This window comes from Streptomyces sp. NPDC018610 (assembly GCF_044391765.1).
Taxonomy (GTDB): Bacteria; Actinomycetota; Actinomycetes; order Streptomycetales; family Streptomycetaceae; genus Streptomyces.
Map to the genome: position 1 here is coordinate 419,795 of NZ_JBISAL010000004.1, position 26,686 is coordinate 446,480.

Annotated in this window: 22 protein-coding genes and 1 pseudogene; 14 read left to right on the plus strand and 9 right to left on the minus strand. The window is 70.7% G+C overall.

Features of this window, described 5'->3' with window-relative positions:
- Positions 1-381: 381 nt before the first annotated feature.
- The gene (locus tag ACH5A8_RS13750) at positions 382-1,422 is read left to right on the plus strand and encodes a LacI family DNA-binding transcriptional regulator (RefSeq protein ID WP_399001347.1); all 1,041 of its coding nucleotides are present in this window, start codon (positions 382-384) and stop codon (positions 1,420-1,422) included.
- Positions 1,423-1,582: 160 nt separating this feature from the next.
- On the opposite strand, the gene ACH5A8_RS13755 is transcribed toward ACH5A8_RS13750, so the two are convergent.
- Complete coding sequence (locus ACH5A8_RS13755) at positions 1,583-2,884, minus strand: ROK family protein (RefSeq protein WP_399001349.1); 1,302 nt, start codon at positions 2,882-2,884, stop codon at positions 1,583-1,585.
- A 182-nt stretch (positions 2,885-3,066) separates the two neighbouring features.
- On the opposite strand from ACH5A8_RS13755, the gene ACH5A8_RS13760 reads away from it, so the two are divergent.
- From ACH5A8_RS13760 to ACH5A8_RS13775, 4 genes are read left to right on the plus strand one after another with little or no spacing between them, the layout of a single operon-like run.
- Positions 3,067-4,383, plus strand: coding sequence for an ABC transporter substrate-binding protein (locus ACH5A8_RS13760; protein WP_399001351.1), 1,317 nt, complete (start codon positions 3,067-3,069; stop codon positions 4,381-4,383).
- A 14-nt stretch (positions 4,384-4,397) separates the two neighbouring features.
- Entirely contained in the window at positions 4,398-5,390 is a 993-nt protein-coding gene (locus ACH5A8_RS13765) for a carbohydrate ABC transporter permease (RefSeq protein WP_399001353.1), read from the plus strand.
- A complete protein-coding gene (locus ACH5A8_RS13770) occupies positions 5,383-6,267 on the plus strand; it encodes a carbohydrate ABC transporter permease (RefSeq protein WP_399001356.1) in 885 nt (294 codons plus the stop codon). Before ACH5A8_RS13765 ends, ACH5A8_RS13770 begins: the two co-directional genes overlap by 8 nt.
- A 30-nt stretch (positions 6,268-6,297) precedes the next feature.
- Positions 6,298-7,659 (plus strand): GH1 family beta-glucosidase, encoded by a 1,362-nt coding sequence (locus tag ACH5A8_RS13775; RefSeq protein ID WP_399001358.1) that lies wholly within the window; start codon positions 6,298-6,300, stop codon positions 7,657-7,659.
- 218 nt (positions 7,660-7,877) lie between these two features.
- Here the strand turns inward: ACH5A8_RS13775 and ACH5A8_RS13780 are convergent, their stop codons facing one another.
- The 5 genes from ACH5A8_RS13780 to ACH5A8_RS13800 all read right to left on the minus strand — a co-directional run bounded on the left by ACH5A8_RS13780 (position 7,878) and on the right by ACH5A8_RS13800 (position 15,563).
- Positions 7,878-10,337 (minus strand): beta-glucosidase H, encoded by a 2,460-nt coding sequence (locus ACH5A8_RS13780; protein ID WP_399001359.1) that lies wholly within the window; start codon positions 10,335-10,337, stop codon positions 7,878-7,880.
- Between the two features lie 116 nt (positions 10,338-10,453).
- A complete protein-coding gene (locus tag ACH5A8_RS13785) occupies positions 10,454-11,542 on the minus strand; it encodes a DUF1996 domain-containing protein (RefSeq protein ID WP_399001361.1) in 1,089 nt (362 codons plus the stop codon).
- A gap of 81 nt (positions 11,543-11,623) precedes the next feature.
- A complete protein-coding gene (locus tag ACH5A8_RS13790) occupies positions 11,624-13,804 on the minus strand; it encodes a discoidin domain-containing protein (protein ID WP_399001362.1) in 2,181 nt (726 codons plus the stop codon).
- A 278-nt stretch (positions 13,805-14,082) separates the two neighbouring features.
- Positions 14,083-14,751: a transposase gene (locus ACH5A8_RS13795; RefSeq protein WP_399001364.1), complete on the minus strand. Its 669-nt coding sequence runs from the start codon at positions 14,749-14,751 to the stop codon at positions 14,083-14,085.
- 86 nt (positions 14,752-14,837) lie between these two features.
- Positions 14,838-15,563: a dienelactone hydrolase family protein gene (locus ACH5A8_RS13800; RefSeq protein WP_399001366.1), complete on the minus strand. Its 726-nt coding sequence runs from the start codon at positions 15,561-15,563 to the stop codon at positions 14,838-14,840.
- Positions 15,564-16,005: 442 nt separating this feature from the next.
- Here ACH5A8_RS13800 and ACH5A8_RS13805 point away from each other — a divergent pair.
- A pseudogene (locus ACH5A8_RS13805) lies at positions 16,006-16,619 on the plus strand (SpoIIE family protein phosphatase); the annotation flags it as partial.
- A 453-nt stretch (positions 16,620-17,072) separates the two neighbouring features.
- Here the strand turns inward: ACH5A8_RS13805 and ACH5A8_RS13810 are convergent.
- The 3 genes from ACH5A8_RS13810 to ACH5A8_RS13820 all read right to left on the minus strand — a co-directional run bounded on the left by ACH5A8_RS13810 (position 17,073) and on the right by ACH5A8_RS13820 (position 18,929).
- Positions 17,073-17,276, minus strand: a complete 204-nt coding sequence (locus ACH5A8_RS13810) for a cold-shock protein (RefSeq protein WP_399001368.1) — start codon at positions 17,274-17,276, stop codon at positions 17,073-17,075.
- 170 nt (positions 17,277-17,446) lie between these two features.
- Complete coding sequence (locus tag ACH5A8_RS13815) at positions 17,447-17,944, minus strand: nuclear transport factor 2 family protein (protein ID WP_399001370.1); 498 nt, start codon at positions 17,942-17,944, stop codon at positions 17,447-17,449.
- Positions 17,934-18,929, minus strand: a complete 996-nt coding sequence (locus tag ACH5A8_RS13820; protein WP_399001372.1) for a hypothetical protein — start codon at positions 18,927-18,929, stop codon at positions 17,934-17,936. Before ACH5A8_RS13820 ends, ACH5A8_RS13815 begins: the two co-directional genes overlap by 11 nt.
- A gap of 525 nt (positions 18,930-19,454) precedes the next feature.
- Here ACH5A8_RS13820 and ACH5A8_RS13825 point away from each other — a divergent pair.
- The 8 genes from ACH5A8_RS13825 to ACH5A8_RS13860 all read left to right on the plus strand — a co-directional run bounded on the left by ACH5A8_RS13825 (position 19,455) and on the right by ACH5A8_RS13860 (position 26,367).
- Positions 19,455-20,681 carry a PP2C family protein-serine/threonine phosphatase gene (locus ACH5A8_RS13825; protein WP_399001374.1) on the plus strand — a complete coding sequence of 409 codons (1,227 nt, stop codon included), beginning with the start codon at positions 19,455-19,457 and terminating at the stop codon, positions 20,679-20,681.
- Positions 20,682-20,709: 28 nt separating this feature from the next.
- Positions 20,710-21,084 (plus strand): STAS domain-containing protein, encoded by a 375-nt coding sequence (locus ACH5A8_RS13830; protein ID WP_399001376.1) that lies wholly within the window; start codon positions 20,710-20,712, stop codon positions 21,082-21,084.
- 341 nt (positions 21,085-21,425) lie between these two features.
- Complete coding sequence (locus tag ACH5A8_RS13835; RefSeq protein WP_399001378.1) at positions 21,426-21,914, plus strand: hypothetical protein; 489 nt, start codon at positions 21,426-21,428, stop codon at positions 21,912-21,914.
- Positions 21,915-22,118: 204 nt separating this feature from the next.
- On the plus strand, positions 22,119-22,256 hold the full coding sequence (locus tag ACH5A8_RS13840) for a hypothetical protein (protein WP_399001380.1): 138 nt from the start codon (positions 22,119-22,121) through the stop codon (positions 22,254-22,256).
- Between the two features lie 3 nt (positions 22,257-22,259).
- Positions 22,260-22,493: a hypothetical protein gene (locus tag ACH5A8_RS13845; protein ID WP_399001382.1), complete on the plus strand. Its 234-nt coding sequence runs from the start codon at positions 22,260-22,262 to the stop codon at positions 22,491-22,493.
- Positions 22,494-22,540: 47 nt separating this feature from the next.
- Complete coding sequence (locus ACH5A8_RS13850; protein WP_399001384.1) at positions 22,541-22,984, plus strand: hypothetical protein; 444 nt, start codon at positions 22,541-22,543, stop codon at positions 22,982-22,984.
- Between the two features lie 741 nt (positions 22,985-23,725).
- Positions 23,726-25,153: a rifampin monooxygenase gene (rox, locus tag ACH5A8_RS13855; RefSeq protein WP_399001386.1), complete on the plus strand. Its 1,428-nt coding sequence runs from the start codon at positions 23,726-23,728 to the stop codon at positions 25,151-25,153.
- 296 nt (positions 25,154-25,449) lie between these two features.
- The gene (locus tag ACH5A8_RS13860; RefSeq protein WP_399001388.1) at positions 25,450-26,367 is read left to right on the plus strand and encodes a PhzF family phenazine biosynthesis protein; all 918 of its coding nucleotides are present in this window, start codon (positions 25,450-25,452) and stop codon (positions 26,365-26,367) included.
- Positions 26,368-26,686 lie beyond the last annotated feature (319 nt).

The following is a 26,686-nucleotide window of genomic DNA, read 5'->3' on the forward strand; positions in this document are numbered from 1 at the left end:
CGGCCGGCGCCGGTTGGGTGGGTGCCGCCCCCCGGGTGGTGTGGTAGCGGTGGGGTCGCGGCCGCGGCCGGGGGGGGGCCCCCCCGCCGGGGCCGGGGGGGGGGGGGCCCCCCGCGGCCCCCCCACGGCAGGCGGCCTACCGGTGCGAACCCTGCTCGACGCATCTCGTTGGGCTCTCGGAACCACCCGGTTCACGCAGTGCTACCGCCAAGGTCACGAAGCAGGCGCTGCACCGGGTGCAGCGCCTTGCCGGCACCGACGGCCCGGTCCCGCGCGACGCAGGATCCGGTGGGACGGCACGAAGCGGTGAGCGAAGTAAGGGCAGGTCCCCGGGCGAGAGCGCGCTTCCCGGGGCTTCCGGTGTGCAGTTAGAGTGCGGGCATGAGCGATCGGGCCCCGACCTTGGAAGACGTTGCCCGTGAGGCGGGCGTGTCCCGGGCGACCGTTTCCCGGGTGGTGAACGGTGTCCGCAACGTGGATCCGGCGATTCAGGAACTGGTGCACCGAGCGATCGAGCGATCCGGCTATGCCCCCAACCGGGCCGCCCGGTCGCTGATGACCCGGCGCGCCGAGACGGTCGCGCTCGTGGTCTCCGGCGCGGGGGACCCTCCGCAGGACACCCCGGAGGCCTTTGCCGCCCGGGCACTCGCGGACCCGTTCTTCGGACGAGTGGTCTCCGGAGTCGTCGGCTTTCTGCGTCCACGCTCCATGCATCCGGTGCTGATGTTCGCGGAGTCGCCCGAGGACCGGCAGGAAGTGCTCGCCTATCTGCGGCAGGGCCGCGCCGACGGTGCGCTCGTCGTCTCGACTCACGCCGATGACCCCCTGCCCGCAGCGCTGGCCGACGCGAGGCTGCCCGCTGTGCTGTTCGCCCGCCCGGGCCGTCCGGTACCGCTGAGTTACGTGGACCTGGACCATCGGGAAGGCGGACGGCTCGCGGCGGAACACCTCCTCGCGCGTGGCTGCAGCAGGCCGGCGACCATCGCCGGACCGCTCGCCGTGTACGCGAGCCGGGAACGGCTCGCAGGCTTCCGCGACACATTGGCTCGTGACGGCCATACGAATGTGCCTGTCGCCGAAGGCGGATTCACGGTCGACAGCGGCATTGCCGCCATGGGGAAGTTGCTCGACGAACACCCAGGACTGGATGCCGTCTTCGCGGCCAACGACCTCATGGCTCAGGGCGCCTGCCAACTGCTGCGTGAGCGCGGCAGACGAGTTCCCGAGGACGTCGCGGTGATCGGTTTCGACGACGCCGGGATCGCTCGGTCCTCGGTTCCCGCCCTCACCACGGTTCGCCAGCCGATCGAGCACATGGCGGCTGAGATGGCCCGCCTCCTCGACGAGCATGTTCGCCGACAGCGCGCCGATCCGGCATCCGTCGTCTTCGCGCCCGAACTGGTGGTGAGAGAGACCGCGTAACCAGGTACGAAGACCGAAGCGTTGTCCGCAAGGCATTGCGGAACAGCCCTCAGCGAGCCGTCTCGCGTATGCCCGGCGGGTGGGAAGCGGCTGACGGGCCAAGCGGCCGCCGGGGTGGTCGGTATGCCGGTGGCGCGGACCGCCGGGGTTGACTTGCCGATCAGTGAGCGAGCCGCCTGCTCAGGGATGCCTGCCAGGGCGGGAGCGGCGTCGGCCGGTCCGTGGGGTGCGGACGGCGCCCGCCATGGGCGAAGAAGTCGGCGAGTGGCAGGGTGGCCGCGCCGACGGTCACCGCGTCGGGTCCGAGCCGGCCGAGTTCGATGCTCACGCTCGAGGCAGGGTGCCGCAGCGCGTGCGCACGGGCCTGCGTGCGCACCGCCTGGAGAAACGGCGGACCAAGTCGAAGACCGGCCCAGCCGCCGACGAGGATCCGTTCCGGCTGGAAGAGGTTGATCAGGTCGGCAAGCCCCGCACCCAGGTACTCGGCCGTCTCAGCGAGGACGGTCGCCGCCACGGGATCAGGGGCGCGTCCGTCCTTCGGATAGGCTCCAGACAGCAGTTCGACGAGGGCACTCTCCTCGTCGGCGCCTGCCGAGGCCCTGCCGCCCGCCTCGCGCCAGCGGGCGAGGAGCGCGTCGGCGCCCGCGTATGCCTCCAGGCAGCCGGACGCGCCGCAGCGGCAGCGCCGCCCGCGGACCTGCACGGTGAGGTGACCCCATTCGACGGCCCGGCCGCGTTCCACGTCGTCGGTGACCACGCAAGCGCTGACACCGGAACCGAAGAGCACGACCACAGCGGAGCGCGCGCCGCGTCCGGCTCCGAACCACATCTCGGCCTGGCCCAGGGTTTTGGCCCCGTTGTCGATGAAGTACGGCACACGGTGGGCCGGCCGACCGGTGTCACGCAGCAGTTTCTCCAGAGGCACGGCCTGTCGGCCGATCGTCTGACTGTGGACGACCACACCGCCTTCGGCGCCGCCGTCGATGATGCCGGGCACTCCGATTCCGACGCCCAGCAGGGTGTCGCCGTCGACGCCGGATGACCGTACCACCTCGGCGATGCTGTCGTTGATGTGTCTCACGATGACGCCGACGTCGTGGGGGCGCCCGTTCCGGCGTTCCAACGGGCGTTCCGCGCGGGCGAGTTCGGTCAGGCACAGGTCGAACAGTTCCACCAGCACTCGGGTCTCGCCGACATCCACACCGATCAGGTGACCACCGCCGGGCGCGATGCGCACGAGTATGCGCGGGCGTCCCCGGCGGCTGTCGATGCTGCCGGCCTCCTCCACCAGACCGTCGGTGATCAGTTCCGTCACCACCTTGCTGACCGAGCCGGAACTCAGTCCGGTGGCCGGGACGAGCGAGTAGCGGCTCATGGGCCCGTCGAAATACAACCGTTGCAGAACGGCCGTCCGGCTCTCCCGTCGCAGGTCATGGACTGTGCGGCCACTGTGTTCGGCCACCTGGCCTCCTGGTTCACCGACGTGGTGGGGCGGACGCGGAGCCGAGCCTCTTGACGCCGCACTTCTCATGGGTCTTAACTCACATCCTAAATTAAGCCGGAGCCGGTCAGGAGTCGGACGTCGCGTCGGCGGCGTCCGAAGGCTTCCACGGCTTTCGACCCCGGAAAGGGACACCAGGAGTCATGCGCAGCATCCGAGTCGCGGCCGTAGGCGCCGTCACCATGTCTCTCGCCCTGGCGGCCACGGCCTGCGGTGGCGGTTCGTCGACCGGCGGCGGGTCCAACGACAAGCCGAAGACGCTCACTTACTGGGCCTCCAACCAGGGTGCCAGCATCGAGGTCGACAAGAAGGTCCTCCAGCCCGAGCTCGACAAGTTCGAGAAGCAGACGGGCATCAAGGTCAAGCTGGAGGTCGTGCCCTGGGGCGACCTGCTGAACCGGATCCTGACCGCGACCACGTCGGGTCAGGGCCCCGACGTGCTGAACATCGGCAACACCTGGAGCGCCTCCCTCCAGGCCACCGGGGCGCTGCTGCCGTGGGACGCGAAGAACTTCGACAAGATCGGCGGCAAGGACCGCTTCGTCGACTCGGCCCTCGGCTCCACCGGGGTCCAGGGCAAGGACCCGGCCGCCGTACCGCTGTACTCGATGGCGTACGCGCTCTACTACAACAAGAAGATCTTCGCCGACGCCGGCATCGCCAAGCCGCCCGCCACCTGGGACGAGCTGGTCGCCGACGGCAAGAAGATCCAGGCCAAGGGCAAGCAGGCCATCGGAACCGAAGGGTCCAACCTCTCGGAGAACATCCACCAGGTGTTCGTCCTCGCCAAGCAGCACGGCGCCGACTTCTTCAGCGCCGACGGCAAGCCCGACTTCGCCAACGACGGCGCGGTCGCGGCGGTCAAGCAGTACGTCGACCTGATGGCCAAGGACAAGGTCATCCCGGCCAGCAACGCCGAGTACTCCCAGAACCAGTCCCTGAGCGACTTCGCCAAGGGCAAGACGGCGATGGTGCTGTGGCAGACCGCCTCCGCCACCTTCAAGTCGCTCGGTATGAAGGACACCGACTGGGCTGCCGCCCCCGCACCTGTGCAGTCGGGCACTCCGGGCACGGGAGCGCAGACCAATTCGATGGTGGCCGGCATCAACATGGCCGTCTTCGACAACACCCACAACCTCGACGGCGCGACGAAGTTCGTGAAGTTCATGACCAGCGACGACGAGCAGAAGATCCTCAACAGGGCCTACGGCTCCATCCCGCCGGTCAAGTCGGCCCAGTCGGACCCGGCGTTCAACTCGCAGGGCACCGCGGTGCTCCGCCAGACCCTGGCCGCCAGCGCGCAGGCGCTGCCGCAGGTCGCCGACGAGTCGCAGTTCGAGACGGCCGTGGGCACGGCCGTGAAGGAGCTGTTCGCCGAAGCGGCGGCCGGCCGAGCGGTGACCACCGAATCGGTGAAGGCCAAGCTGCTCAAGGCCCAGCAGCAGATGCCGACGAAGTGAGCGCGGACACCCCCATGACGACCACGCTCCCCGAGACGGGAACGCGGCCGGTGCACAAGAACTCCCCCGGGGCGGCGCGTGGCCCGCGCCGCCCCGGGCGGATCAAGCGCATCGGACTGCCCTACCTGCTCCTGCTGCCCGCGCTGATCCTCGAACTCCTCGTCCATCTGGTGCCGATGGTGATCGGTATCGTGATGAGCTTCAAGGAGCTGACCCAGTTCTACATCCGCGACTGGGGCGCCGCGCCCTGGTCGGGAATCGACAACTACAAGCTGTCGGTCGACTTCAACGGCCCGGTCGGGGAAGCGCTGCTGCACTCCTTCCTCGTGACGGTCGGTTTCACGCTGCTGTCGGTGGGCCTGTGCTGGGCCATCGGCACCAGCGCCGCGATCTACATGCAGGACACCTTCCGCGGCCGCGGCCTGCTGCGCACCGTCTTCCTCATCCCCTACGCCCTGCCCGTCTACGCTGCCGTGATCACCTGGGCGTTCATGTTCCAGCACGACAACGGCCTGGTGAACCACGTCCTGCACGACCAGCTCCATCTCACCGACAAACCCTCCTTCTGGCTCATCGGCGACAACAGCTTCTACACCCTGCTCATCGTGTCGGTGTGGAAGGGCTGGCCGTTCGCCTTCCTCATCGTCATGGCCGGACTCCAGAACATCCCCAAGGAGCTGTACGAGGCCGCGGCCCTGGACGGGGCGGGCATGTGGCAGCAGATCCGTCGCATCACCCTGCCCTCCCTGCGCCCGGTCAACCAGGTCCTGATCCTGGTGCTCTTCCTGTGGACGTTCAACGACTTCAACACCCCTTACGTCCTGTTCGGCAAGGCGGCGCCCGAGGCCGCGGACCTCGTGTCCATCCACATCTATCAGTCCTCGTTCGTCACCTGGAACTTCGGCACCGGCTCGGCCATGTCCGTCCTGCTGCTGCTGTTCCTGCTCGTGGTGACGGGCGTCTATCTGCTGCTGACCTCCCGAGGAAGGAAGACGGCCGATGTCTGACAGCACCGTGCGCGGCGCACGGCCGGCCCGCTCCCCGATGGCCCCGCCTCGCTCCTTCCTGTGGTCCCGGCGCCTCTTCCTCACCGCACTCACCAGCTTCGTCCTGGTGCCGGTGTACGTCATGGTCTCCAGCTCGCTGAAGCCGTTGCAGGACGTGTCGGGCAAGTTCCGCTGGCTGCCCAGCGGCCTGACCTTCCGGCCGTACATCGACATCTGGTCGACGGTGCCGCTTGCCAGGTACTTCGTGAACTCGCTGATCGTGGCGGGCGCGGCGACCGCCGGCTCGGTGGTGATCGCGGTGTTCGCGGCGTACGCCGTCAGCCGCTACTCCTTCCGCGGCAAACGTGTCTTCACGGTCACCGTCCTGTCGACGCAGATGTTCCCCGGCATCCTCTTCCTCCTCCCGCTGTTCCTCCTCTACGTCAACATCGGCAACGCCACCGGCATCGCCCTGTTCGGCTCCCGCGGCGGCCTCATCCTGACGTACCTCACCTTCACGCTGCCGTTCTCCATCTGGATGCTCATCGGCTACTTCGACTCGGTGCCGCGCGAACTGGACGAGGCGGCCATGGTCGACGGCTGCGGCCCGCTTCGCACGCTGTTCCGGGTGGTCGTGCCGGCGGCGGTCCCCGGCATCGTCGCCGTCGCCGTCTACGCCTTCATGACCGCCTGGGGAGAAGTCCTCTTCGCCTCCGTGATGACCAACGACGCCACCCGTACCCTCGCCGTGGGCCTGCAGGGCTACTCCACGCTCAACGACGTGTACTGGAACCAGATCATGGCCGCCTCACTCGTCGTCAGCCTCCCCGTGGTCGCCGGCTTCCTCCTCCTTCAGCGCTACCTCGTCACCGGACTCACCGCCGGCGCGGTCAAGTAACGCGTTTCCCTCTTCGTGAAAGGTCCTTTGTTGTCCGACTCGATCGACCTCGCCGCCCTTCCCCACGACTTCGCCTGGGGCACCGCCACTTCGGCCTACCAGATCGAAGGCGCCGTGGCCGAGGACGGCCGTGCGCCGTCCATCTGGGACACCTTCTCCCACACCCCCGAAAAGATCGACAATGGCGACCACGGCGACATCGCCTGCGACCACTACCACCGATGGCCCGAAGACATCTCCCTCATGAAGGAGCTGGGCACGGACGCCTACCGGCTGTCCATCGCCTGGCCCAGGGTGGTGCCGGACGGCGACGGTCCCGTCAACGCCAAGGGCCTCGCCTTCTACGACAAGTTGGTCGACGGTCTGCTGGAGGCCGGCCTCACCCCGAACGTCACCGTCTACCACTGGGACCTCCCGCAGACGCTCCAGGACCGCGGCGGCTGGAACGAACGCGCCACCGCCGAGCACCTGGCCCGCTACGCCTCGATCGTCGCCGAGCGCCTGGGCGACCGCGTCACCCAGTGGGCCACCCTGAACGAGCCGCTCTGCTCCGCCTGGATCGGCCACCTGGAGGGCCGGATGGCGCCCGGCCTGACCGACCTGACCACCGCCGTCCGCGCCTCCTACCACCTGCTGCTGGGCCATGGCCTGGCCACCCAGGCCATCCGCGCCGCGGTCCCGGACGCGCGGGTCGGCCTGGTCACCAACCACTCCACCGTCGCGGCCGCCTCCACGCGCCCGGAGGACATCGCCGCGGCCACGCGCATGGACGGCCACACCAACCGCTGGTGGCTGGACCCGGTCCACGGCCGCGGCTTCCCCGCGGACATGCGCGAGCTGTACGGCGTCGAACTCCCCGAGCGCGCGGGCGACTCGGAGGCCATCGCCACCCCGCTGGACTGGCACGGACTGAACTACTACTTCCCCGTCACGGTCGAGAACGACCCCACCGGCCCGGTCCCGTACGCCCGCGAGGTGCGGCTGCCCGACGTGCCGCGCACCGGCATGGACTGGCAGGTCGACGCCGACGGCCTGGAGAGCCTGCTGATGCGGCTCACCGACGACTACGGCGTCCGCCGCCTGTACGTCACCGAGAACGGCTCCGCCTTCCCCGACACCGTCGGCCCCGACGGCGCCGTGGACGATGCCGGCCGGACCCGCTACCTGGAACAGCACCTCGCGGCCTGCGCCCGCGCCGTCCGTAAGGGCGCCCCGCTCGCCGGCTACTTCGCCTGGTCGCTGCTGGACAACTTCGAGTGGGCGTACGGCTACGACAAGCGCTTCGGCCTCGTCCACGTCGACTACGCCACCCAGAAGCGCACCGTCAAGACGAGCGGACGGCGCTACGCGGAGATCGTCAGCGCCCACCGCCAGGGTGCCGCCACGGCCTGACCGGCCCGCACGGACCCGTACGCACCTCGTACTCACCGCGGCCCCGCCCACCGGACCCCACCGGCGGACGGGGCCGCGGCCGTGCCTCGCCCAGCGGGACCGGGCCACCGGCCTCGCGTCCCACGGGACCGGCCCCGCACCAGCGGCCGCCGGTCCCGCGATCACCGGTTCGGGTGGGGCCGGGCGCCCCCCCCGCAACGCCCGGCCCCGCGCTCACCTCACGTGGTGACCGTGAGCGAGCCTTCCCAGCGCGTGTCGCCCGCCGAGCGTCCGACCAGGAGCCGGTACGTCCCGGGCTCCGTGCGCCAGCCGCCGTCCGCCTCCGACCAGTACCGCAGGGCACGGGCCGGTACGGCCACCTCGGCGATCGCCGTCCCGCCGGGCTCGGCGCGTACCGCGGCGTACCCGGCGAACCACCGCTCCGGCCGGTCCACGGCCGAACCGGGGCACGCCAGATAGACCTGGACCACCTCGCGCCCCGCCCGCCGCCCGGTGTTGCGCAGCCCGACCCGGACCGTGAACCCCGAGCCCGCGGCGACGTGCCCGGGTGCGTCCACGGTCCCGTAGGCCCAGGTGGTGTAACCGAGTCCGTGGCCGAACCAGTACGCGGGGGTGTGCCCGGCGCGCAGCCAGGCCCGGTGGCCGATGTGCAGGCCCTCGGTGTACTCCAGGGTGCCGTCGGCGGCCGGGCGGGTCTCGGCGACGGGGGCGTCCGTCAGGGAGGCCGCCCAGGTGGTGGGCAGCCGGCCCGCGGGCTCGGCGTGGCCGAAGAGGACGTCGGCGATGCCCCCGCCCGCCTCCTGGCCGGGGAACCAGGCCAGCAGAACGGCGCCCACCTCCTCGCGCCAGGGAAGTTCGACGGGGCCGCCGCTGTTGACGACGACGACCGTGCGCGGGTTGACCGCGGCCACCGCGCGCACGAGGGCGTCCTGCCGGCCGCCGAGGGACAGACCGGTGCGGTCGTACCCCTCGGTCTCGCTGTGCTCGGTGGTGCCGACGAACACCACCGCCGCGTCCGACCGCCGGGCGGCGTCGACCGCGGCGGCCAGCGCCACGTCAGGGTCATCCTCGGGAGGTGCCGCGGCCAGGATCGTGGCCCGGCCGGTGCCGGCCGCCAGTTCGCGCCGGGCCATGAGGAGCACGGGCCGTTTCGGGGCGAGGGCGGCCTTGACGGTGTGCAGGGGCGGGGTGACGTGTACGACCGCCGGGTCGTCGGTGCGGCACGGGAAGTCGTCGTCCAGCAGCACCTGTCCGTCCAGGGCGATCGTCATCCGGCCGAACCCGCCGACGCCGAAGGTCCATAGGCCGCCGTTCTTCGGCCGCAGCACCGCACTGATCTCCACGGTGTGGGCGCCGGGGACGAGAGTGGGTTCCAACTGGCGTCCGGAAAGGCGGTGTTCGGAGTGCAGTTCACGACCGTGCTCGTCCAGCAGCCGCACCAGCAGCCCGGGTGTGCCCGTTCTCGGGTCCGTGCACCGGTCGGCGTCCAGGGGCGCCGGGGGGAGGCCGAGGGAGGGGCCGGGTGCGTGCAGCACCCGGGCCCGTCCGCGCAGCCGGGTGCGGATGCCGTCCAACGGGGTGACCACGCCCGACGGGTGGACCCCGGCGCTGCCGCCGCCCTGGACGCGGGGCGTCGCCGCGTGCGCTCCGATCACGGCGACCGTCGACAGCGCGGCCGGGTTCAGCGGCAGCGCGTCGCCGCTGTTGCGGACCAGTACGGAACCGGCCGCGACGGCACGGCGCAGCAGCGCGCGGGTGTGGCGCACGGAGACCGCGGGGGAGGGGCGGGGTGAGCGGGGACCGAGGGCGCCGACGCGGTCGGCGAGGCGGAGCAGGCGCCGGACCTTGTCGTCCACGGCCTCCTGCGGCACTCGCCCGTCGGCGACCGCGTCGGCCAGGGACTCGGCCCACGGGCTGTGCGGGCCGGGCATCGCGAGGTCCAGCGCGGCGCGGGCCGGCTCCTCGGCCGTCCGCAGGGCGGCCCAGTCGGAGACGGCGACCCCGTCGAAACCCCACTCGCCCTTGAGGACGTCCCCGAGCAGGCCGCTGGCGGTCATGGTGGTGCCGTTGACGCTGTTGTAGGCGGCCATCACGAGCCACACCCCGGCCTCGACGGCCGCCTCGAACGGGGCGAGATACACCTCGCGCAGAACCCGCTCGGCGACCCGGACGTCGACCGTGAGCCGGTCGGTCTCCGAGTCGTTGGCGACGAAGTGCTTGGCCGTGGCCGCGATCCCGTGCGCCTGGATGCCCCGGATCAGGGCGGCACCGGTGCGCCCGGTCAGTTCCGGGTCCTCCGAGAAGCACTCGAAGTGCCGGCCGCCCAGCGGGCTGCGGTGCAGATTGAGGGTGGGCGCGAGGACGACGTCCACTCCCTTGCGGGCGGCCTCGGCGGCGAGCAGTCCGCCGAGCCGTTCCAGTAGTTCGTCGTCCCACAGCGCGCCGAGAGCCGAGGCCGAGGGCAGCAGCGCGGAGGTGCGCCGTTCGTCCCAGCTCTCCCCGCGCACGCCGGCCGGGCCGTCGGACAGGACCAGCTGCCCCAGCCCGATGTCCGGCTCCGCCGCCGTGCGCCAGGTGGTCGCGCCGGTGAGCAGCCGTGTCTTGCGCTCCGGGCTCAGCTTGTCGATCAGCCGGTCGGTCATCTCGTCGTCGATGCCGCCGTCGGTGTCGTCGTTCATCCCCACCCCATGGTGTGCCGGTGAAGGCCGTCCCCCGCGGCGGGGGACGGCCGAGGGCCCGGCCGGGCCGCGCGAGGCGCGCGGGACCGGCCGGGCCGTGCGGAACGAGCCGGCGGTCAGGGCAGCCGGTAGTCCGCGTTCAGAGCCGCGCCCGCCTCGGGGTGCGTCTGGTCGTAGCCGCGGGCGTCGCACTGCAGGCCGCCCACGATGCAGTGGTCGACCATCGCCTTGAGCGTGCGGTCCTCCCAGGCGTTGAAGAAGTCGTAGTGGAAGGAGTAGCCGCGGCCGCTGGCCAGGCGTACCTGGGACATGTCGCCGTTGACCGGGAACGCCATCTTGAACTCGATCATCGGCACGGCCACCGGGTGGTCGGCGGGGCAGATGTTGTCGTTGGTGCCGGGCTTGACGACCGGGTAGGCCATGTGGCTCTGGTGGTCGGGGGTGTCGAGGTACTTGCCGTCCCAGCAACTGGGCGCCTGGAAACGGATGTTGAGCTGGACGTCGGCCCGGTCGGGACAGCTCGCCGGGAAGTCGATGTTGAAGTAGCTGTCACCGCACTCCCAGCCCTCGACGAAGCCCTTGAGGTGGCGGAAGTCGTCGGCGCTCTGCATCGGGTTGCCCACCACGAACCGCAGGCCCCTGGGGAACGGCCGCACGCTGGTGTAGTCGGTGACGCCGGCCTTGTAGTAGATGGTCTGCGGACCGACGGGCAGGATCTTCTGGTCGCCCTTGTACAGCGAGGGCATCCAGTACGCCGAGGCGTCGGCGGGCGCCTTGCAGGTGGTGGCGCCGCCGGCGAGGGAGGCGGTGGTGCTGTTCGCGTTGGTGGAGGTGTTGCCCATGAACGTGTGGTCGTGGGACTTGCCCGGCTGGCCCGGGAAGACGATCGGGTCGTCCGGGGCGGTGTGCGTGACCGAGCAGTTGGCCTGGAACTCGTGGAAGTAGCGTGCGGGCGGGGTGGCCGTGGACGGGGTCACCCCGGTGACCTGCGGGACGGCGGGGATGTAGCCGTCGCCGTCCGGGTCGTCGGCGGACGCCTGGGTGGACACGGCCATCGCGTGCCCGGTGTGGACGGCGCTCGCCGCGGCGGGTGTGTCACCGCCGGTGTCGGTGGCGGCGGAGGCGATGGTGCCGACGCCGAGGACGCTCGCGAGGAGGGCGGTGCCGAGGAGGAGTGCGGGGAGCCGTCTGGGACTCGATCTCATGGGATTCTCCTGCCCGTGGGGTGGGAAGAGGTGCCGCGCACACGTGTGACGCGGGTGGTGCGATCGTGCGGGGCACAGCGGTCAGCTGTAGATCCCCAGCTCGTGGAGGGAGTAGCCCCAGCCGGTGCCGCGGGCCGTCAGGTGCAGGCGGACGTAGCGGCCGGTGGCCGAGACGTCGAGGGTGTCCACGTCGCCGTCGCCGGACGTGGTGGAGTACACCGAGCGCCAGGTAGTGCCGTCGTCGGAGACCTGGACCTCGTAGGACTTGGCGTAGGCGGGGTCCCAGACCAGCTGGAGCCTGCGCAGGGCCTTGGACGAGCCGAGGTCCACCTGGAACCACTGGGGGTCGCTCCAGTCGCTGGCCCAGCGGGTGGTGGTGTTGCCGTCCACGGCCAGTTGCGGGGTGCAGGGGCAGTCGCCGTAGGACTGCTGGGAGGAGGAGGCGGTCGCCGGGCGGTTCAGCGCCAGGTCGGTGCCGCTGACCGGCGGGGCGACGACCTTGACGGACTTGGTCTCGATGCCGGCGTTGCCGTGCCCGTCCTCGGCCTGGATGTAGACCTTCCACACACCGAGCTTCTGCGGCGCGGTGACGGCGAACGTCCCGTTCCCGGTCCGGCGCCACTTCGCCTCGACGAGCCCCTTGTCGCCACTGGCGTAGTTGCCGCTGAGGAACACCTTGTAGGTGATCGGGTCGCCGTCGGGGTCGCGGACGTCGGCGCGCACGGTGAACTCGCCGCCGGCCGGGGCGGAGGAGGCCGGATCGACGGCCATGTCGCTGATCACCGGGGGAGTGTCGTCACCGGCCGTCGACCCGGTGTAGGCCTTCTTCACCGCGTAGTACGACAGCCGCTTCAGCCCGTCGGGCACCAGGTTGAACCAGACGCCGCCGAAGTCGTGTTCGGTGCCGTAGTGGAAGAGAGTGGCGCCCAGGGCCACACCCTGATGACCCGTCACACAGTTCCACGCCTTGGTGTAACCGTCCGCCTTCTGCACGTCGGTCGGCTCGTCCGGGATGCCGTTGGCGTCGTTCGGCACCTCCCACTCGCCGGCCGGACCGGTCTCGGTGATGATGTACGGCTTGGTGTAGCCGCCGTCGATCCAGTCCTGGCGGACCTTGCACACGTTGCTGTACGAGTTCATCGCGTACAGGTCGAGGTCGGGCGCGTTGCGCTTGTAGTACGGCCAGGCGCCGGTCCACGCGTCGGTGGAGGTGACCGGGTGGTCGGGGTCGATGCTGTGGATCTTCTTGGCGACGTCGTTGACGAAGCTGGTGTACGCGTTGCGCTGCGCCTCCAACGCGCTGCCGCTGTAGCAGTTCTGCAGGCCGAGCACCGACTCGTTGCCGACGTTCCACATCAGCGTCGCCGGATGGCTCTTGTAGGCCTCCACCCACTTGGCGAACTCGGTCAGCGAGTTGTTCTTGTACGCCGTGTCGGTCACGTAGTCGACACAGCCGCCCGCGCCCGGACCGCCGCCCGGCTGGAGCCAGAAGCCGTTGATCACGCGGATGCCGTTGGCCGCCGCGGAGTCCAGGAGCGCCTTGCTGGAGGCGTCGGTGCCCCAGGTGCGGATCGTGTTGGCGCCCATCGCCTTCACGTCCGGCAGGTACTTGGGGCCGTCGGTGACGGCCGGCCCCCAGGTGACTCCCTTGACGGTGTACGGCTGTCCGCCCACGGTCAGGCGCCAATTGCCCTGGGTGCCCTCGACCTTGACGGCGCCGCCCGTGGTGGGCGGCGGGGTGGTGCCGCCGCCGGGAGTGCCGTAGACCTGGAACTCCCACAGCGAGTAGCCGTAACCGCCGGAGCGTGCCAGGCCCTGCATGCGGACGTAGCGGCCGGTTCCGGACACGGTGAGGTCGTCGGTGCCGCCGTCGCCGCCGGTCACCGTCTTGAGGGTGTGCCAGTCGGAGCCGTCGTCGGAGGCCTGGATCTCGTAGTCCTTGCCGTAGGCCGACTCCCAGGTCAGGACGACGCGGCTGAGGTCCGACTTCTGGCCCAGGTCGACCTGGAACCACTGCTGGTCGCTCCACTGGCTGGCCCACCGGGTCCCGGTCAGGTTCCCGTCCACCGCCAGGGCGGCCGAGTAGCCGTCCCCTTCCTGCGAGGAGGCGGTCGCGGTCTTGCCCTGCGACAGCAGGGCGTCGGCCGCGTGGGCGCTCGGGGCGAGGGCGACGGTGAGCGACGAGGCGAGCAGGGCGCCGACGGCGAGGGACACGCCGGCACGGCGTGGGGCGGGGATGGTCGTTGACGGTGGTCTGGACACAGGTGCTCCTGATGGGTCGGGTCCTTGCGGCGTGGCCCCTCCGGACCGGGGTGCGGGGCAGGCTTCCGGTCCGGAGGGGAGTCGTGGCCCGGGTGGTGCCGGGGGCGGCAGAAGCCCGGGTGCGGGAAAGGAGGGAGGAGACGGCGGCCGACATGGCGGTCGAGGTGGTGATCACGTCGGCGGCGTACACGGAAGTCGTTTCCTGGAGGCGAGGACTGGGGGGAAGAGTCGGATCGGGAGAGCGCTCTCCGGAACCATGCCCGGGAGTCATGCAAGCGTCAAGAAGGTGAACCGAGTTTTCTTAGAGCTTGACTTAAGATCTGGGCCTTCTCCCTCGTTGCTTCGCCGTCTGAAGCCCGAGGGTGGGGGCAGAGCGGGTCGGCTCTGACTCCCAGAGCGCTCCGGCATCCGTGGACACGACCACGACCTCGTGCCAGGAGCAGCGGTGGGTGAGCCTTGGGTGGACCCGGGCCCACGCCTGGGTCTCGGCCTTGCCGTAGTCGGCGGTGTCCGTGACGGTGGTGATCGCGGGCGGGCCAGGTCTCCGGCTTGGAGAAGCGGAGCTGCCGGCCGTGATTGAGGGGGCGATCATCGACCCCGTGCATCCGTGGTGGCTTCGGCGGACGCAGCACGGGATCGGAGCGGATCCGGCCGACCAGCTCGACCGGCAGGTCGCGCAGGCCCCAGGCCAGGCGGGTGACGTCGTACCCGGATCGCTGACGATGACGATGGCCGGGTCCCCGGCCCGCCGTCGAACCGCTGCGACGAGCCGTTCGACCACTCCTAGGAGCCGGGCTGCGGTGATCGCGATCGCGTCGTCCGCTGGTTCGAGCCGGGCTGGGTCCGGGACCGCGGCCCAGGCAGCGGCGCCCGGCTCCAGCACGGCTGCGAAAGAGTACGGCCGGCCCGGAATGAACTGCGAGACGTCTTCGCGCGGCTGTGGACATGGCAGAACGGCCGGTCCGCCGGGCACGGCGAAGAGCCCCGGTCGACCGGCTCGGTTCGCGGTCCGGGATCGTGGTTGCCGACCGGATCACTCCGTCATGGACAGGCACTCGGCGAGCAGGTCGAGGACATCCCGCCAAGCACGCCGCGCGTGCTGCGGGTGGTAGCCGACGCCTGGGAGCACGATGTGGTCGACCGGTGGGTGATGGAAGGCGTGCAAGGCGCCGCCGTAGACCACGAGACGCCAGTCAACGCCCGCAGCCTGCATCTCGGTGGTGAATGCCTCCCGTTGCGCGGGCGGCATGATCGGGTCTTCCGACCCGACCCCGGCCCACACCGGGCAGTGAATGCGCGCTGCCTCGCCCGGCCGGCCCGTGATCAGTCCGTTGACCGTCGCGATCGCACGCAGGTCGACGCCGTCGCGCCCGAGTTCCAGCCCGATCGCGCCTCCGGTGCCGTAGCCGACGGCCGCGATCCGGTAGGGGTCGGTCCGCGGCTCGGCGCGGAGCACGTTGAGCGCCGCGTGGCCGATGTCCCGCATCCGGTCGGGGTCGGCGAGCAGCGGCATGCAACGGGCCAGCATCTCCTCAGGGTCGCCCAAGTAGCGTCCGCCGTGGAGATCGAAGGCCAGGGCCACGTATCCCAATTCGGCGAGCGCGTCGGCCCGGTGTCGCTCGACGTCGCTGAGGCCCATCCCCTCGGGCCCGACCAGGACCGCGGGCCGGCGGTCGGCACCAGCCGGGAGCGCGAGGTGCCCGATCATCGTCAGGCCGTCGGCCGTGTATTCGATCGTGCGCGTTGCAACCGTCGTCATGAACCCGGACTGTAGTGATCGTCGAGCCTGGCCGGGCCGGTGTTCTGCCGCTGGCAGAACGCGGGCTCCGGCGTACGGCGAAACCACTCCGCCAGCGGTTCAGCTCAGAGCCGGTGAACAATCGGCCGTCCGCCCGAGAGGCGGGCGCACCGGACGCCGCGACTCGCAGGGGGATCGTTCACAGGCTCCCGTCTTGACTTCGTCGAGGATCTTGGAGTTTCGCGGTGCGAGGTCTCATGGCGAGCGGCGGCCCCTGCCCGGTCAGGGGTACCGGCCTCGACGCGGCGTGCCGTCCCCGCCGGGAAGGCGGGGGTGCCGGTGCCGGGACATGATGGGTTTACCGGCCCACCGGGAGGCGGTGACGAGGAGCCCCGCCCAGCGTGACATGGTCGGCGCGACCTGCTTGGGGGTCGTGCACGATCCCGTGGCCGGACGCTGCACGATGGCGGCGGCGGGACATCCGCCGCCACTGCTGGCCCTGCCGAACGGCCGAGTCGCTCCGATGACCGTGCGGCCGGGGCCTCCCCTCGGTGTGTGGGCGGCCTGCCGTTCGAAGCGACAACCGTCGACGTTCCGCCGGACAGCGCCCTCGCCCTCTACACCGACGGCCTGCTCCAGCGCTACGGCACCGACATCGACGGCTCCACCCGTGAACTGGCGGACCGGCTGGCTCGGCTCAGATCCTCCGGTGACGACGCCGCCGCAATCGCCCAGGCGCTCATGACCGGCTGCGGAGCGCGTCCTCGGCGCGACGACGCGGCCGTCCTGGTCGCGCGCACCTCCGCACTGGAGGCGGACTCCGTCGCCGACTGGGCATTCCCGGCCGACCCCCGGGCGGTGGCCTCGGCGAGAGAGGCGGCGACGGGCAAGCTCGCCGAATGGGGTCTTGGGGGCAATGCCTTCGTGACCGAACTGATCGTCAGCGAGCTCGTCACCAACGCCGTGCGATACGCGGGCGGTCCCGTGGGCCTGCGACTGATCCGCGACGAGGCCCTCGTCTGCGAGGTCACCGATCCCAGCAACACCCAGCCTCGCATGTGCCGCGCCCGCCCAGCGACGAAGGAGGCCGAGGGCTGTTCCTGGTGGCTCAGCTCAGCCGCCGGTGGGGGAGCGGGTACGGACAGGCGGGCAAGACCATCTGGGTCGAGCAGGAGCTATCCCTGTGAGCCGGCCGCCGCGCGTTCTCAGGCCCCGCCGGATGCCTCCGTACCCGGGTGGCTGAAGAAGCCGCGACCCGTCCTTACGGCCTGGCTGGCCCCTTTGCGCCATGCGAGACGGCGGCGGCGGTGGAGCGTAGGGCGCGGGGACGCGAGTGTGCACCGCTGGTTCCCGCCCACCGTACGGTTCGTCGGTGACCGTGCCTTCGTCGAGACACCGGCCGGCCTGGCTACCCAGCGGGCGAGCCGCAGGCGCCACTCTCACCCAGCGGTCCGCGCCCGCCCGGGCGGGGTACGGCGGCGCGAGGCGGCTGCCGGGCCGGCAACCGCCTCGGCGTCCTGCTCCGCCCGGTCAGCCCCGGACGATGTTCTGGGCCTGCGGCCCCTTCTGGCCCTGTCCGATGTCGAAGGTGACGTGCTCGCCCTCCGTCAGCTCGCGGTACCCGCTGCCCTGAATCTCGGAGTAGTGCGCGAAGACGTCCGGACCCCCGCCGTCCTGTGCGATGAAGCCGAAACCCTTCTCGGAGTTGAACCACTTCACGGTGCCGCTGGCCATACTGTCGATCCTTCGTTCATACCCGGGAGCAGCCCGGCCGTCCGGGCCCGCTCCGGCCCCTGGCAACAGGAGCCGCACTCGTTGTACCCCGTACTGCCCCGCTTATCCTACGGACGACACACCCACGAAAGATTTCGAGACACAGGCGGATTACCTGCTACTGGGAGCGCCTACCGTGGGTGCAAGGCTTCGGCTACCGCGATGGTGTCCCAGTAGAACGGGTGTATCTCGGTGATGAGTCCGTCTTTGACAGTGATCAGTTGCATGACCGAGGTGTCCAGGATCCGACCGGTGGCGCGGGCCTGCAGGCGGCCCCGGTTCAGTACAACGACGACGTCTCCATCGACCACGAATCGCTGCTCCAAGAATTCCAACGACTGCCACGCCTCGCTCATCGCGGCCATGAACTCCTCGATGCCGCGCGGCCCGCGCCAAGTGCCCCCGTAGGGCAACCCAGGTGCCTGGTACATCACCACCTCAGGATCGAGACACCCAGCGAGTCCGTCGAAACTGGCCTTGCCCATACCTCCGGCGGCAATGTAGGCCGCTTCGGCCGCGTAGAACTCCCGCAGTACGGCCAAGGCGTCGCCTCGTGCGCGCACGCCTGTGCGCGGCCCGGTCGCCGATACCGCGATCGGGCCCGAATTCATCGTGTTTTCAGCGGTCATCAGCCCATGGTGACGATCCGACGGAAAGGACGCCGGCGAGAATCGGACATCGCGTCCTGAGCGTCATCGTCACGGTCAGTTCAGGAGATCCTGCTGGCGGCCCCCGCAGCGGCCAGGGCACCCACCGTGCGTACCGGCAGACACAGATCACCACCATGCCCACGGCAGGAAACAGCACCGCCCGACGACCGACCACGCCCATTACCGACCCACGCTCCTGCACGACGGCCGAGCCGGCGCGTGATGGGCGAGGTGGGACTCCAGCACGCCCAGACCGTGCGGCGCACCGTGCAGGGCTGCACGCAGAGTGCTGATCGCGCCGGTCCGCATCGTGCCGGTCACCACGGCGACCCGGTCGTCGGAGCGGGGGGGCGTCAGGTACCGCGCCGTGGCGGACCAGCAGGCCAAGGACGGCGGACAGGGTGTGCGCGGGCCCCTCGACGGTGAAGCGGTCGACGGGTTCGCAGACCGTGGGACCCGCCTGCCCGATGGCCTCCCGCACCACGTCCGCGACCGTGTGCCGTACGTCCACGGCGCGCGGGCCGGCCGGAGCGTAGGCGCTCTTGGTCACCATGATCCGCAGGTCGGTCACCGGCCAGCCGTACGGGCCCGACGCGAGAGGTTCGGCGAGGTAGTCCAGCATCGCCGCGCGGAATCCGCCGATGGTGGAGTAGACGTGCAACGGCAGGCCGGAGCGTTCCGCTGCGACAACGAGGTGGACGCCGCTGCCGGGCGGGGCAGGCTCGACACGGACGCCGAGGGTGACGTTGTGCAGGTGTCCGGGCTGGCCCATACGCAGCACCACGGTCGCCGGGCCCCACGGCCTTTCCACACACAGAACGGCGGCCTCGCCGAAATCGGCGTCGATGCCGTACTCGGCCGCCAGCGTCTGGGCGAGGACCTGCCGCTGCACTTCACCGTAGACGCTGATGCGCGCCGCACCCCGGTCCGGGCGGACGGCGATCAGCGGGTCGATGTCCGCCAACTCCGCCAGCGCCCGGTGCAAGGCGCCCTGCCGGGCGGGATCGCGGGCGGTGACGTGCGTCTCGAGTCCAGGCGCGGGCAGTGCCGACCGCGCGACCGTCTCAGGCCGGATGCCGATCCAGACCCCGATCCGGGCGCCGTCCAGGCCGCGGATTCGGGCGACCTGTCCGGCGACGACCGAAGGGTCGGCCGCGTCCGGTATCAGGGCCCCGTGCTCGTTGCACGCCTGCGCCGAAGGTGTCGCCCAGGCCACGGGCGCCCGTCCGCCGCGCCGTGGGCGCCGCCTGGGTCTGCTGGTGGCCCGGACATGTCGGGGAGTCCGGCGGAGCGGGACCGATCTCGTCGAAGACGACCTCGGCGCCCTTGGGACACGTGTCTGGCGCGGGCATTCGAGTCTTGCCAGGCCGTGCGTGCCGTCCGGCAGCGGGTACTCGTGGTGTCTGACACTCGGTATCACCTGCCTGCGGCTGGGACGGAGTTCCGAAGTGGTGCGCGGGTGGTACGTGGCTGCCCGGCGAATGGATGGATGACGGTGACGGAGAGCAGTGCGGTGTCGCTGGTGGGGTTGATGCAGGCCAGCCATACCGCCACGTTCGAGCAGCTCCCGCAGTTGATCGCTGATCATGCCGCCTCGGTGGGCCTGCGGGATGTGGCCCTGTTTCTGGTGGACGTCCGGGAGACGGTGCTGCGCCAGGTCACGGGGCGGGGACTGGACGCCGGGGAGGGCGGGCAGGAGTTCACCGTTTCGGGAAGCCTGCCCGGCCAGGCCTACCAGCGCGTGGAGGTGATCCCCGATCCCGCGGGAGGCCGGGCGGGCGAGGGTGCGCGGCGGCGGTGGTGGGTGGCCGTCACCGACGGTGTGGAACGGCTGGGGGTGCTGCGGGCCGACACCGCCACCGACACCGAGCTCGCGCGTCGGGCCGTGAGCGACCTGGCGTCGATGGCGGCTCTGATGCTGCTGAGCAAGCGCTCCTTCAGCGATTCCTATGCGCGTCTGGCGCGCACGGAGCCGATGAACGTGGCCGCGGAGATGCAGTGGAATCTGACCCCGCCGCCCGCCTACGCCGGGCACGACGCCACCGTGGGTGCGGTGATGGAGCCCGCCTACCAGGTCGGCGGGGACGCCTTCGACTACGCCGTGGCCGGCAGCACTCTGCATGTGGGCGTCTTCGACGCCATGGGTCATGACACCACCGCCGGGATCACCGCCAACGTCGCCGTGGCCGCCTGCCGCAACGCCCGCCGCCAGGGCGCCACGCTGACCGAGACCAGCCGGGAAGTGGAGCGGGCCCTGCTCGAGCAGTTCGACGGACGCCGCTACGTCACCGCGATCCTCGCCGACCTGGACATGGAAGGCGGCCGGCTGACGTGGATCAACCGTGGCCACCATCTGCCGATCCTGATCCGCGACAACCGCTGGACCACCGACCTGTTCTGCCCCCCGGCCGGCCCCATGGGAGCCGACCTCGGTCTGCCCATTCCCACGGCCACCGAGCAACTGGAACCGGGCGACCGCCTGCTGCTCTACACGGACGGCGTCGTCGAAGCCCGCGACAGACACGGGAACGAGTTCGGCCGCGACCGGTTCGTCGACTTCATCCGCCGCCACCACTCCGGCCGGCACACCCTGCACGAGACCCTTCGTCGGCTGATGGCCGCCGTCATGGAACATCACGACGGCAAGCTCGACGACGACGCCACCGTCCTGCTCACCGAATGGCGCGGCGGTCACCAGCACGAGCTGACCCCGTGAAGCCGCCGCTCGCGCGGAGGGAAACGCGATGAGCACCGACCAGACGCCCGCCCCCGACGATCACCATCACACCCCGTACCTGCATGTCCGTCCTCTGAGCGCCGACCGCCACCTGGTGACGGCCCGAGGCGACCTCGACCTGCACACCGCCCACCGCCTCGCCGACACCCTGCAGCCACTGCTGCTCACCAGCGGACACAGCGTGCTGTTGGACCTGTCCGGCGTCACGTTCCTGGACTCCACCGGTCTGACCTGCCTGATCACGGCCTACCGCACCGCCAGAACCACCGGCGCCCGCCTGGCACTGATCGCGCCCAGCGAACGCGTACGCCACATGCTGGCCCTGACCGGCGCGGACCAGGTCCTGCACAGCTACCCCACCCCCGACGCGGCACCCGACTGACCGGCCCCCTCGGCGATCACTCCGCAAGTCAGCACTTCGCAGCCGTCCCGGCACGGCCGTCCTCGGCACCTGCGTCTGCCGGCCGCTTCCCCCGCTGTCTGACCGCTCGCAACGCGACCGCTTGCCTCTCCCACCACGGAGGGGGCTCATTCCCTCACGCCTGCCGTGCCCGCATGTCGCCGCACGGACGCGGTGCGCTTCCGCCTGACCGCGTACTCCGCGGGCCGACCGGTCGTCCATGGCGAGTCAGCGGGATCTCACACACGCACTGGCCGTGCGGCACGCTTGCGACGTCATCACACTGGACTCGTGAAGTTGTGCCTTCTTCAGCGGAGCCGATCGTGACGCACGCCGACGGTGCGGAGCGTCTTGACTACACGGGTGCCGTGTACGGCTCGCTGCTTGCCGCCTCCGTGGTGGTCGGGGCAGGGGCTCTGGGTGATTTCCCCCGGATCGAACTGGCCCTCCTGCTCCTGTGCACCGGGGTGGTGTTCTGGGCCGCCCACGTGCTCACCCGGTTGCTCGGGGAGCGGATCATGTATGTGCCCTTGGACAGACGGGAGGTCCGGCGGGTGTGCATGGCCGAGTGGCCGATCGTCAAGGCGGCCGTTCCACCGGCCGCGGCGGTCGCCGCCACGCCACTGCTGGGCCTGGGTCCGGAAGGGGCGGCGTGGCTGGGCCTGGGCGTCGCGCTGGTGGGGCAGATCGGCTGGGCCTCGGTCGCTGCCCTGCGCGCGGGCGCCACAGCCCTCGTGGTGGTCACCGCTGGAGCGGCGAACCTGGTACTTGGCTCGGCCATAGTGCTCTTCAAGGTTGCCCTGACTCACTGACGTCATCGGTCGTCGCTTCCGAAGCGACGATCAGCCGGACATCCGTGGTGATGCCAGGGCGCGCGGCCGGAGGCCGGTCTCCTGGGTGATCGACACCAGCCCCACGCCTTCCCCAGCGGCGCGGCTTCGTTCGCCCTGCGGGGCAAGCAAGTCACCCCAAGCGGCTCGCTCAGGGACCTGATGAAGGGCCTCGGGGTGCCGGTCATGAACCGGTACGGGCTGCGCCCGGCCACGCGCGAGGGCGACCGGATCGCCCCGTTGTCGACGGTCCGGGACCTGGATACGAAGGGCTGGCTGGAGGGAGTGACGAGCTTCAACTTCCACCTGCACCTGCCGCACTAGGACGTGACGACCGACGACCCGGACGCCGTCCGGGTCCTGGCCAGGCAGCCGATCGACACCTCCCGGCCGCGCCCGTTCACCGAGGCCGGCAACACGGAGTTCAACATGTTCCTGTGGATGCTGCCCCGCGGTGACCGCGCGGCCGATCTGCTGCTGGCGGATTCCACCATCTTCAGCTCCCTGTTCGGCGGGGACGACGGTCTGCGCGACTTCTGGCGCAATGTCGTCTCCGAGTAGGACCGGGGCGGAGGGAAGCCTCCGCGGCGGACTCGGTCAGCACCTGGGTGAGTGTGGCCCTCACCTGCCGCGGCCTGCGGGCGCTGGGGGCGCCACCCGTCTCACTGGACACGTTCGCCTGGGAGTTCCGGCAGGGCATGGCGGCCCTCGCCACAGCGCTGGGTGATGTGCGCGAGAGCAGCCCAATGCACTGGGACACGCCACTGGGCAGCCCCGACGTGCACGTGGTCCTCACGGCGGTCGCGCCGGATGCCGTACAGCTGGAGGCGGCCGTTGACCTCGCCCGTCCCGCATACGACCGGCTCTCCGGTGTCACGGCGGTATGGCGGCAGGACTGCGTTCTCGTGGAGGGCCCCGAAAAGCTTTTCGGGGGTGATTCCCGTTCGCTCCTCTGGCCTGACTGCTACCGGTTACCCACCACTCGGACGGCTCTCCTGCGTATCTCGATCGCCGAGCTGAAGTACGAGCATGAGGCTCGCTCTGGAGCCTGAACGGGCCGTCAAGAAGGGCAGGTTCGGCCGCTCGTGAAGGGGTTGCCGCGACGTCCAGAGGCCACGTCGGCACCTTGGCGTTCGAACTCCAGGAATCGCGGCACCGCCGTCCGAAGTGGTCATGGCTCGATGTGACGGACACACGGTGAGCGGAGCTCTTTCGTCCTGTGCCGACGGGTGAGATGAGCCGGTCAGCGGGTGTGGTGACGAGGCAGGCCCCTCTTCGCCGGCGGGGTGATGCCACTCAGCACACCGGCGGTCGAAAGGCGCTGTTGGTTCCGCGTCCCGCCACGCTTGACGTCCCGCACGAGCTTGTCGGGCATATTGCCTGACTGTTGCACGAACGCCGCCGGGTCCACAGCGTACGCCGACGCGAGTTCGGCTGCTGCAGGCATTGCTCAGGCTGGTCCGTCCGCGTAGGGACGAGAGGTTCTCGCAGCGCGGAGCAGGTCTCGGGATATCCCGGGTCACCGGCGGTCATGCGTGCTCGACGAGCTTCGCGCGACATGCGTGAGGGCAGGGAAATGGAGAAGTTCTCCTCGCCCTTCTCAACGTATAGCGCACGGGGGGCCTTGCGGCAAGGCCCCGGTCGTGCCGCAGAATCCCGTTCGAAGCCGGAACCTGCGGAAAGAGTGGATTCGCGGTGTACGCCTGATACGTCTGTGTGCGTTCTGCGGGGAGTCCGCCGCCGGACGACGAGCGGCGGCCGGCTGGGAGTCATCTCGTTCGATGGGGGTTTCGTTGATTGACGTCATCGTGGTCGGCAGCGGCCCGACCGGCCTGATGCTGGCCGCTGAACTGCGGCTGCACGGCATGAGCGTGATCGTGCTGGAGAAGCAGGCCGAGCCGACCAGGCAGGTGCGCGCGCTCGGCCTGCACGTCCGGAGCATCGAGATGATGGACCAGCGTGGTCTGCTGGAGCGGTTTCTCGTGCTGGGCAGGAAGTATCAGCTCGGCGGCTTCTTCGCCGGCATTCCCAAACCGCGGCCGATTCGGCTGGACTCTGCCCACGCGTACGTCCTCGGCATCCCGCAGACCTTCACCGAACGTCTGCTGGCCGAGCACGCCACCGGGCTCGGTGCCGAACTGCGGCGCGGTCGCGCGCTGGCCGGGCTGGCCCAGGACGGGGACGGGGTGACCGTCGAACTGGAGGACGGCACGCGGCTGCGGGCCCGTTACGTCGTCGGCTGCGACGGTGGTCGCAGTACGGTGCGCAAGCTCCTCGGGATCGGTTTCCCCGGCGAGCCCGCCGGTAAGGAGTGGCTGCTGGCCGAGACGGAAGTGGGCATCACACCGGAGGCGATGAGCACCGCGGCGGCCGAACTGGGCTCACCAGTGCTCCGGTTCGGTCCCGCGCCGCACGAGGAGGGGGTGTACCGCTTCGTCGTCCGCACCGAGGACGTGGCCGAGGGACGCAGGGCCGCACCGACCCTCGAGCAGTTCGCGCACCGGCTGCGGCAGCTCGCGGACACGGACTTCGGGGTGCACTCCCCGCGCTTCCTGTCCCGATTCGGCGACGCCACCCGGCTCGCCGACCGTTACCGGGTCGGCCGGGTGCTGCTGGCCGGCGACGCCGCTCACGTCCACCCTCCCATGGGTGGGCAGGGTCTGAACCTCGGTGTCCAGGACGCCTTCAACCTGGGCTGGAAACTGGCCGCCGGGATCAACGGCTGGGCTCCGGCGGGGCTGCTGGACAGCTACGAGACCGAGCGACGCCCGGTGGCCGCTGATGTCCTGGACAACACCCGCGCGCAGAGCGAGCTGATGGCTCCCGAACCGGGCCCGCAGGCAGTGCGCCGGCTGCTCACGGAACTGATGGACTTCGACGAGGTGAACCGGTACCTGACCGAGAAGATCGTCGGCATCGCCGTCCGCTACGACTTCGGCGAAGGGCACCCGCTGGTCGGCAGGCGGATCCGGGACGTGGAGCTGGCGGAGGGGCGCCTGTACGAGCACATGCACGGCGGGCGCGGGCTGCTGCTCGACCAGACCGGCCGACTCTCGGTGACGGGCTGGGCGGACCGGGTCGACCACGTCGTCGCCGTCAGTGAGGAACTCGACGTACCTGCCGTACTGGTGCGTCCGGACGGCTATGTGGCCTGGGCCGGTGAGGACCAGGAGGACCTGGTTGGGCGGCTGCCCACGTGGTTCGGGGCGGCCACCGGCTGAGCGCCGGACCCGGGTGCCCTGTCGGCCCCGCTCCGTCCGGTGCGGGGTCGGTGGGGACGGAAGGCCGGCGTTCGCTCGATGCGGCGCCCGGCGCACCGGCGTCGGACTTCACCGAGGGGCTGCGGTTGTCGGCCCGCCTCGCCGCGGCGGCCTTCGCGACAGGAGTCCTGCTTCGTACTCCCCGCCCGTCGCCGAGGCGACACTTCCGCCGCGAGGGGAGAGACTGACACACCGTGTCACCTGGCAGGCCTGCGAGGTGACCCGGCAAGAAGCCCTCACAGAGAGGTTGACCGACCATGACGAAGCCGACGAAGACCACCCCGACGGATCCGGCACGCCCCCTGACCGCCGAGGTACTGCATTACACCGCCTTCACCACCAGCCCGGCCGGCGGCAACAAAGCCGGGGTCGTCCTCGACGCCTCTTCTCTCCGCGACGCCGAGATGGTGACGATCGCCGCCGAACTCGGCTACTCGGAGACCGCCTTCCTCACCCCTGGGCCCGATCCGGACAACGGTCGCTCGTTCACTCTGCGGTTCTTCAGCCCCAAGGCGGAAGTGGGCTTCTGCGGCCACGCCACCGTAGCGACCGCGGTCGCGCTCGGCGAGCGCGTCGGCGAGGGCGACTTCGACTTCCACACCGCCGCAGGCCATGTGCCTGTCGCCGTCCGCGAGGAGAACGGCGTACTGAAGGCCACCCTCACCAGCGTCGAGCCACACGTGTACGACACCGACTCGGCCGATGTGACGGAGGCCCTGGCGGCGCTCGGCTGGCAGGCCGGCGATCTCGACACCGCGCTGCCTGCGAGGATCGCCTTCGCGGGCGTGCGCCACCTGGTCCTCGCGGCCGCGACCCGCGAGCGACTGGCCGACCTCGACTACGACTTCGACCGACTGCTGAAGCTGATGCGACGGCTCGACCTGACGACTGTGCAACTGGTCTGGCGCGAGACAGCGACCGTCTTCCACGTCCGGGACCCCTTCCCGGTCGGCGGCGTGGTGGAGGACGCCGCGACGGGCGCCGCGGCCGCGGCTTTCGGCGCCTACGCCCGCGACCTGGCCCTCGTCCCGGCAGATGCGAAACTCATCCTCCACCAGGGCCACGACATGGGCCGTCCGTCACTGTTGGAGGTCGATCTGGTCACCGGCGATCCACGGGTACGCGTCACGGGCGCCGCGATCGGCATCCAGCCGGCGGTGGCGCCGGGGTCGTAGCGGGACGTCACGGAGCGGCACGCAGAGCGTGCCGCTCCGTGCGAATGAAGAGCTGCCCGGTGTGCGGGACGTCGAGACGGTGACGGCCCTTCGCCCGGTCAAGGGCGCCGTCGCCTCTTCCCCCGCCCGCCGACACGCGCATCGACGACATGCGCCCGCCCGAGCCGGGTCACCGCGCGGCCCTGACGCACGGTGACCCCGTGCTTCAACGCACCGACCCGGACAGCGGGTGGCGCCCGACGTCAGCTCGGGCGACGTCACGTGGAAGGCGCCGGGCCTCTCCCACGTCCGCGGCCTCGGGGCACGGCCGAGGTGGCTA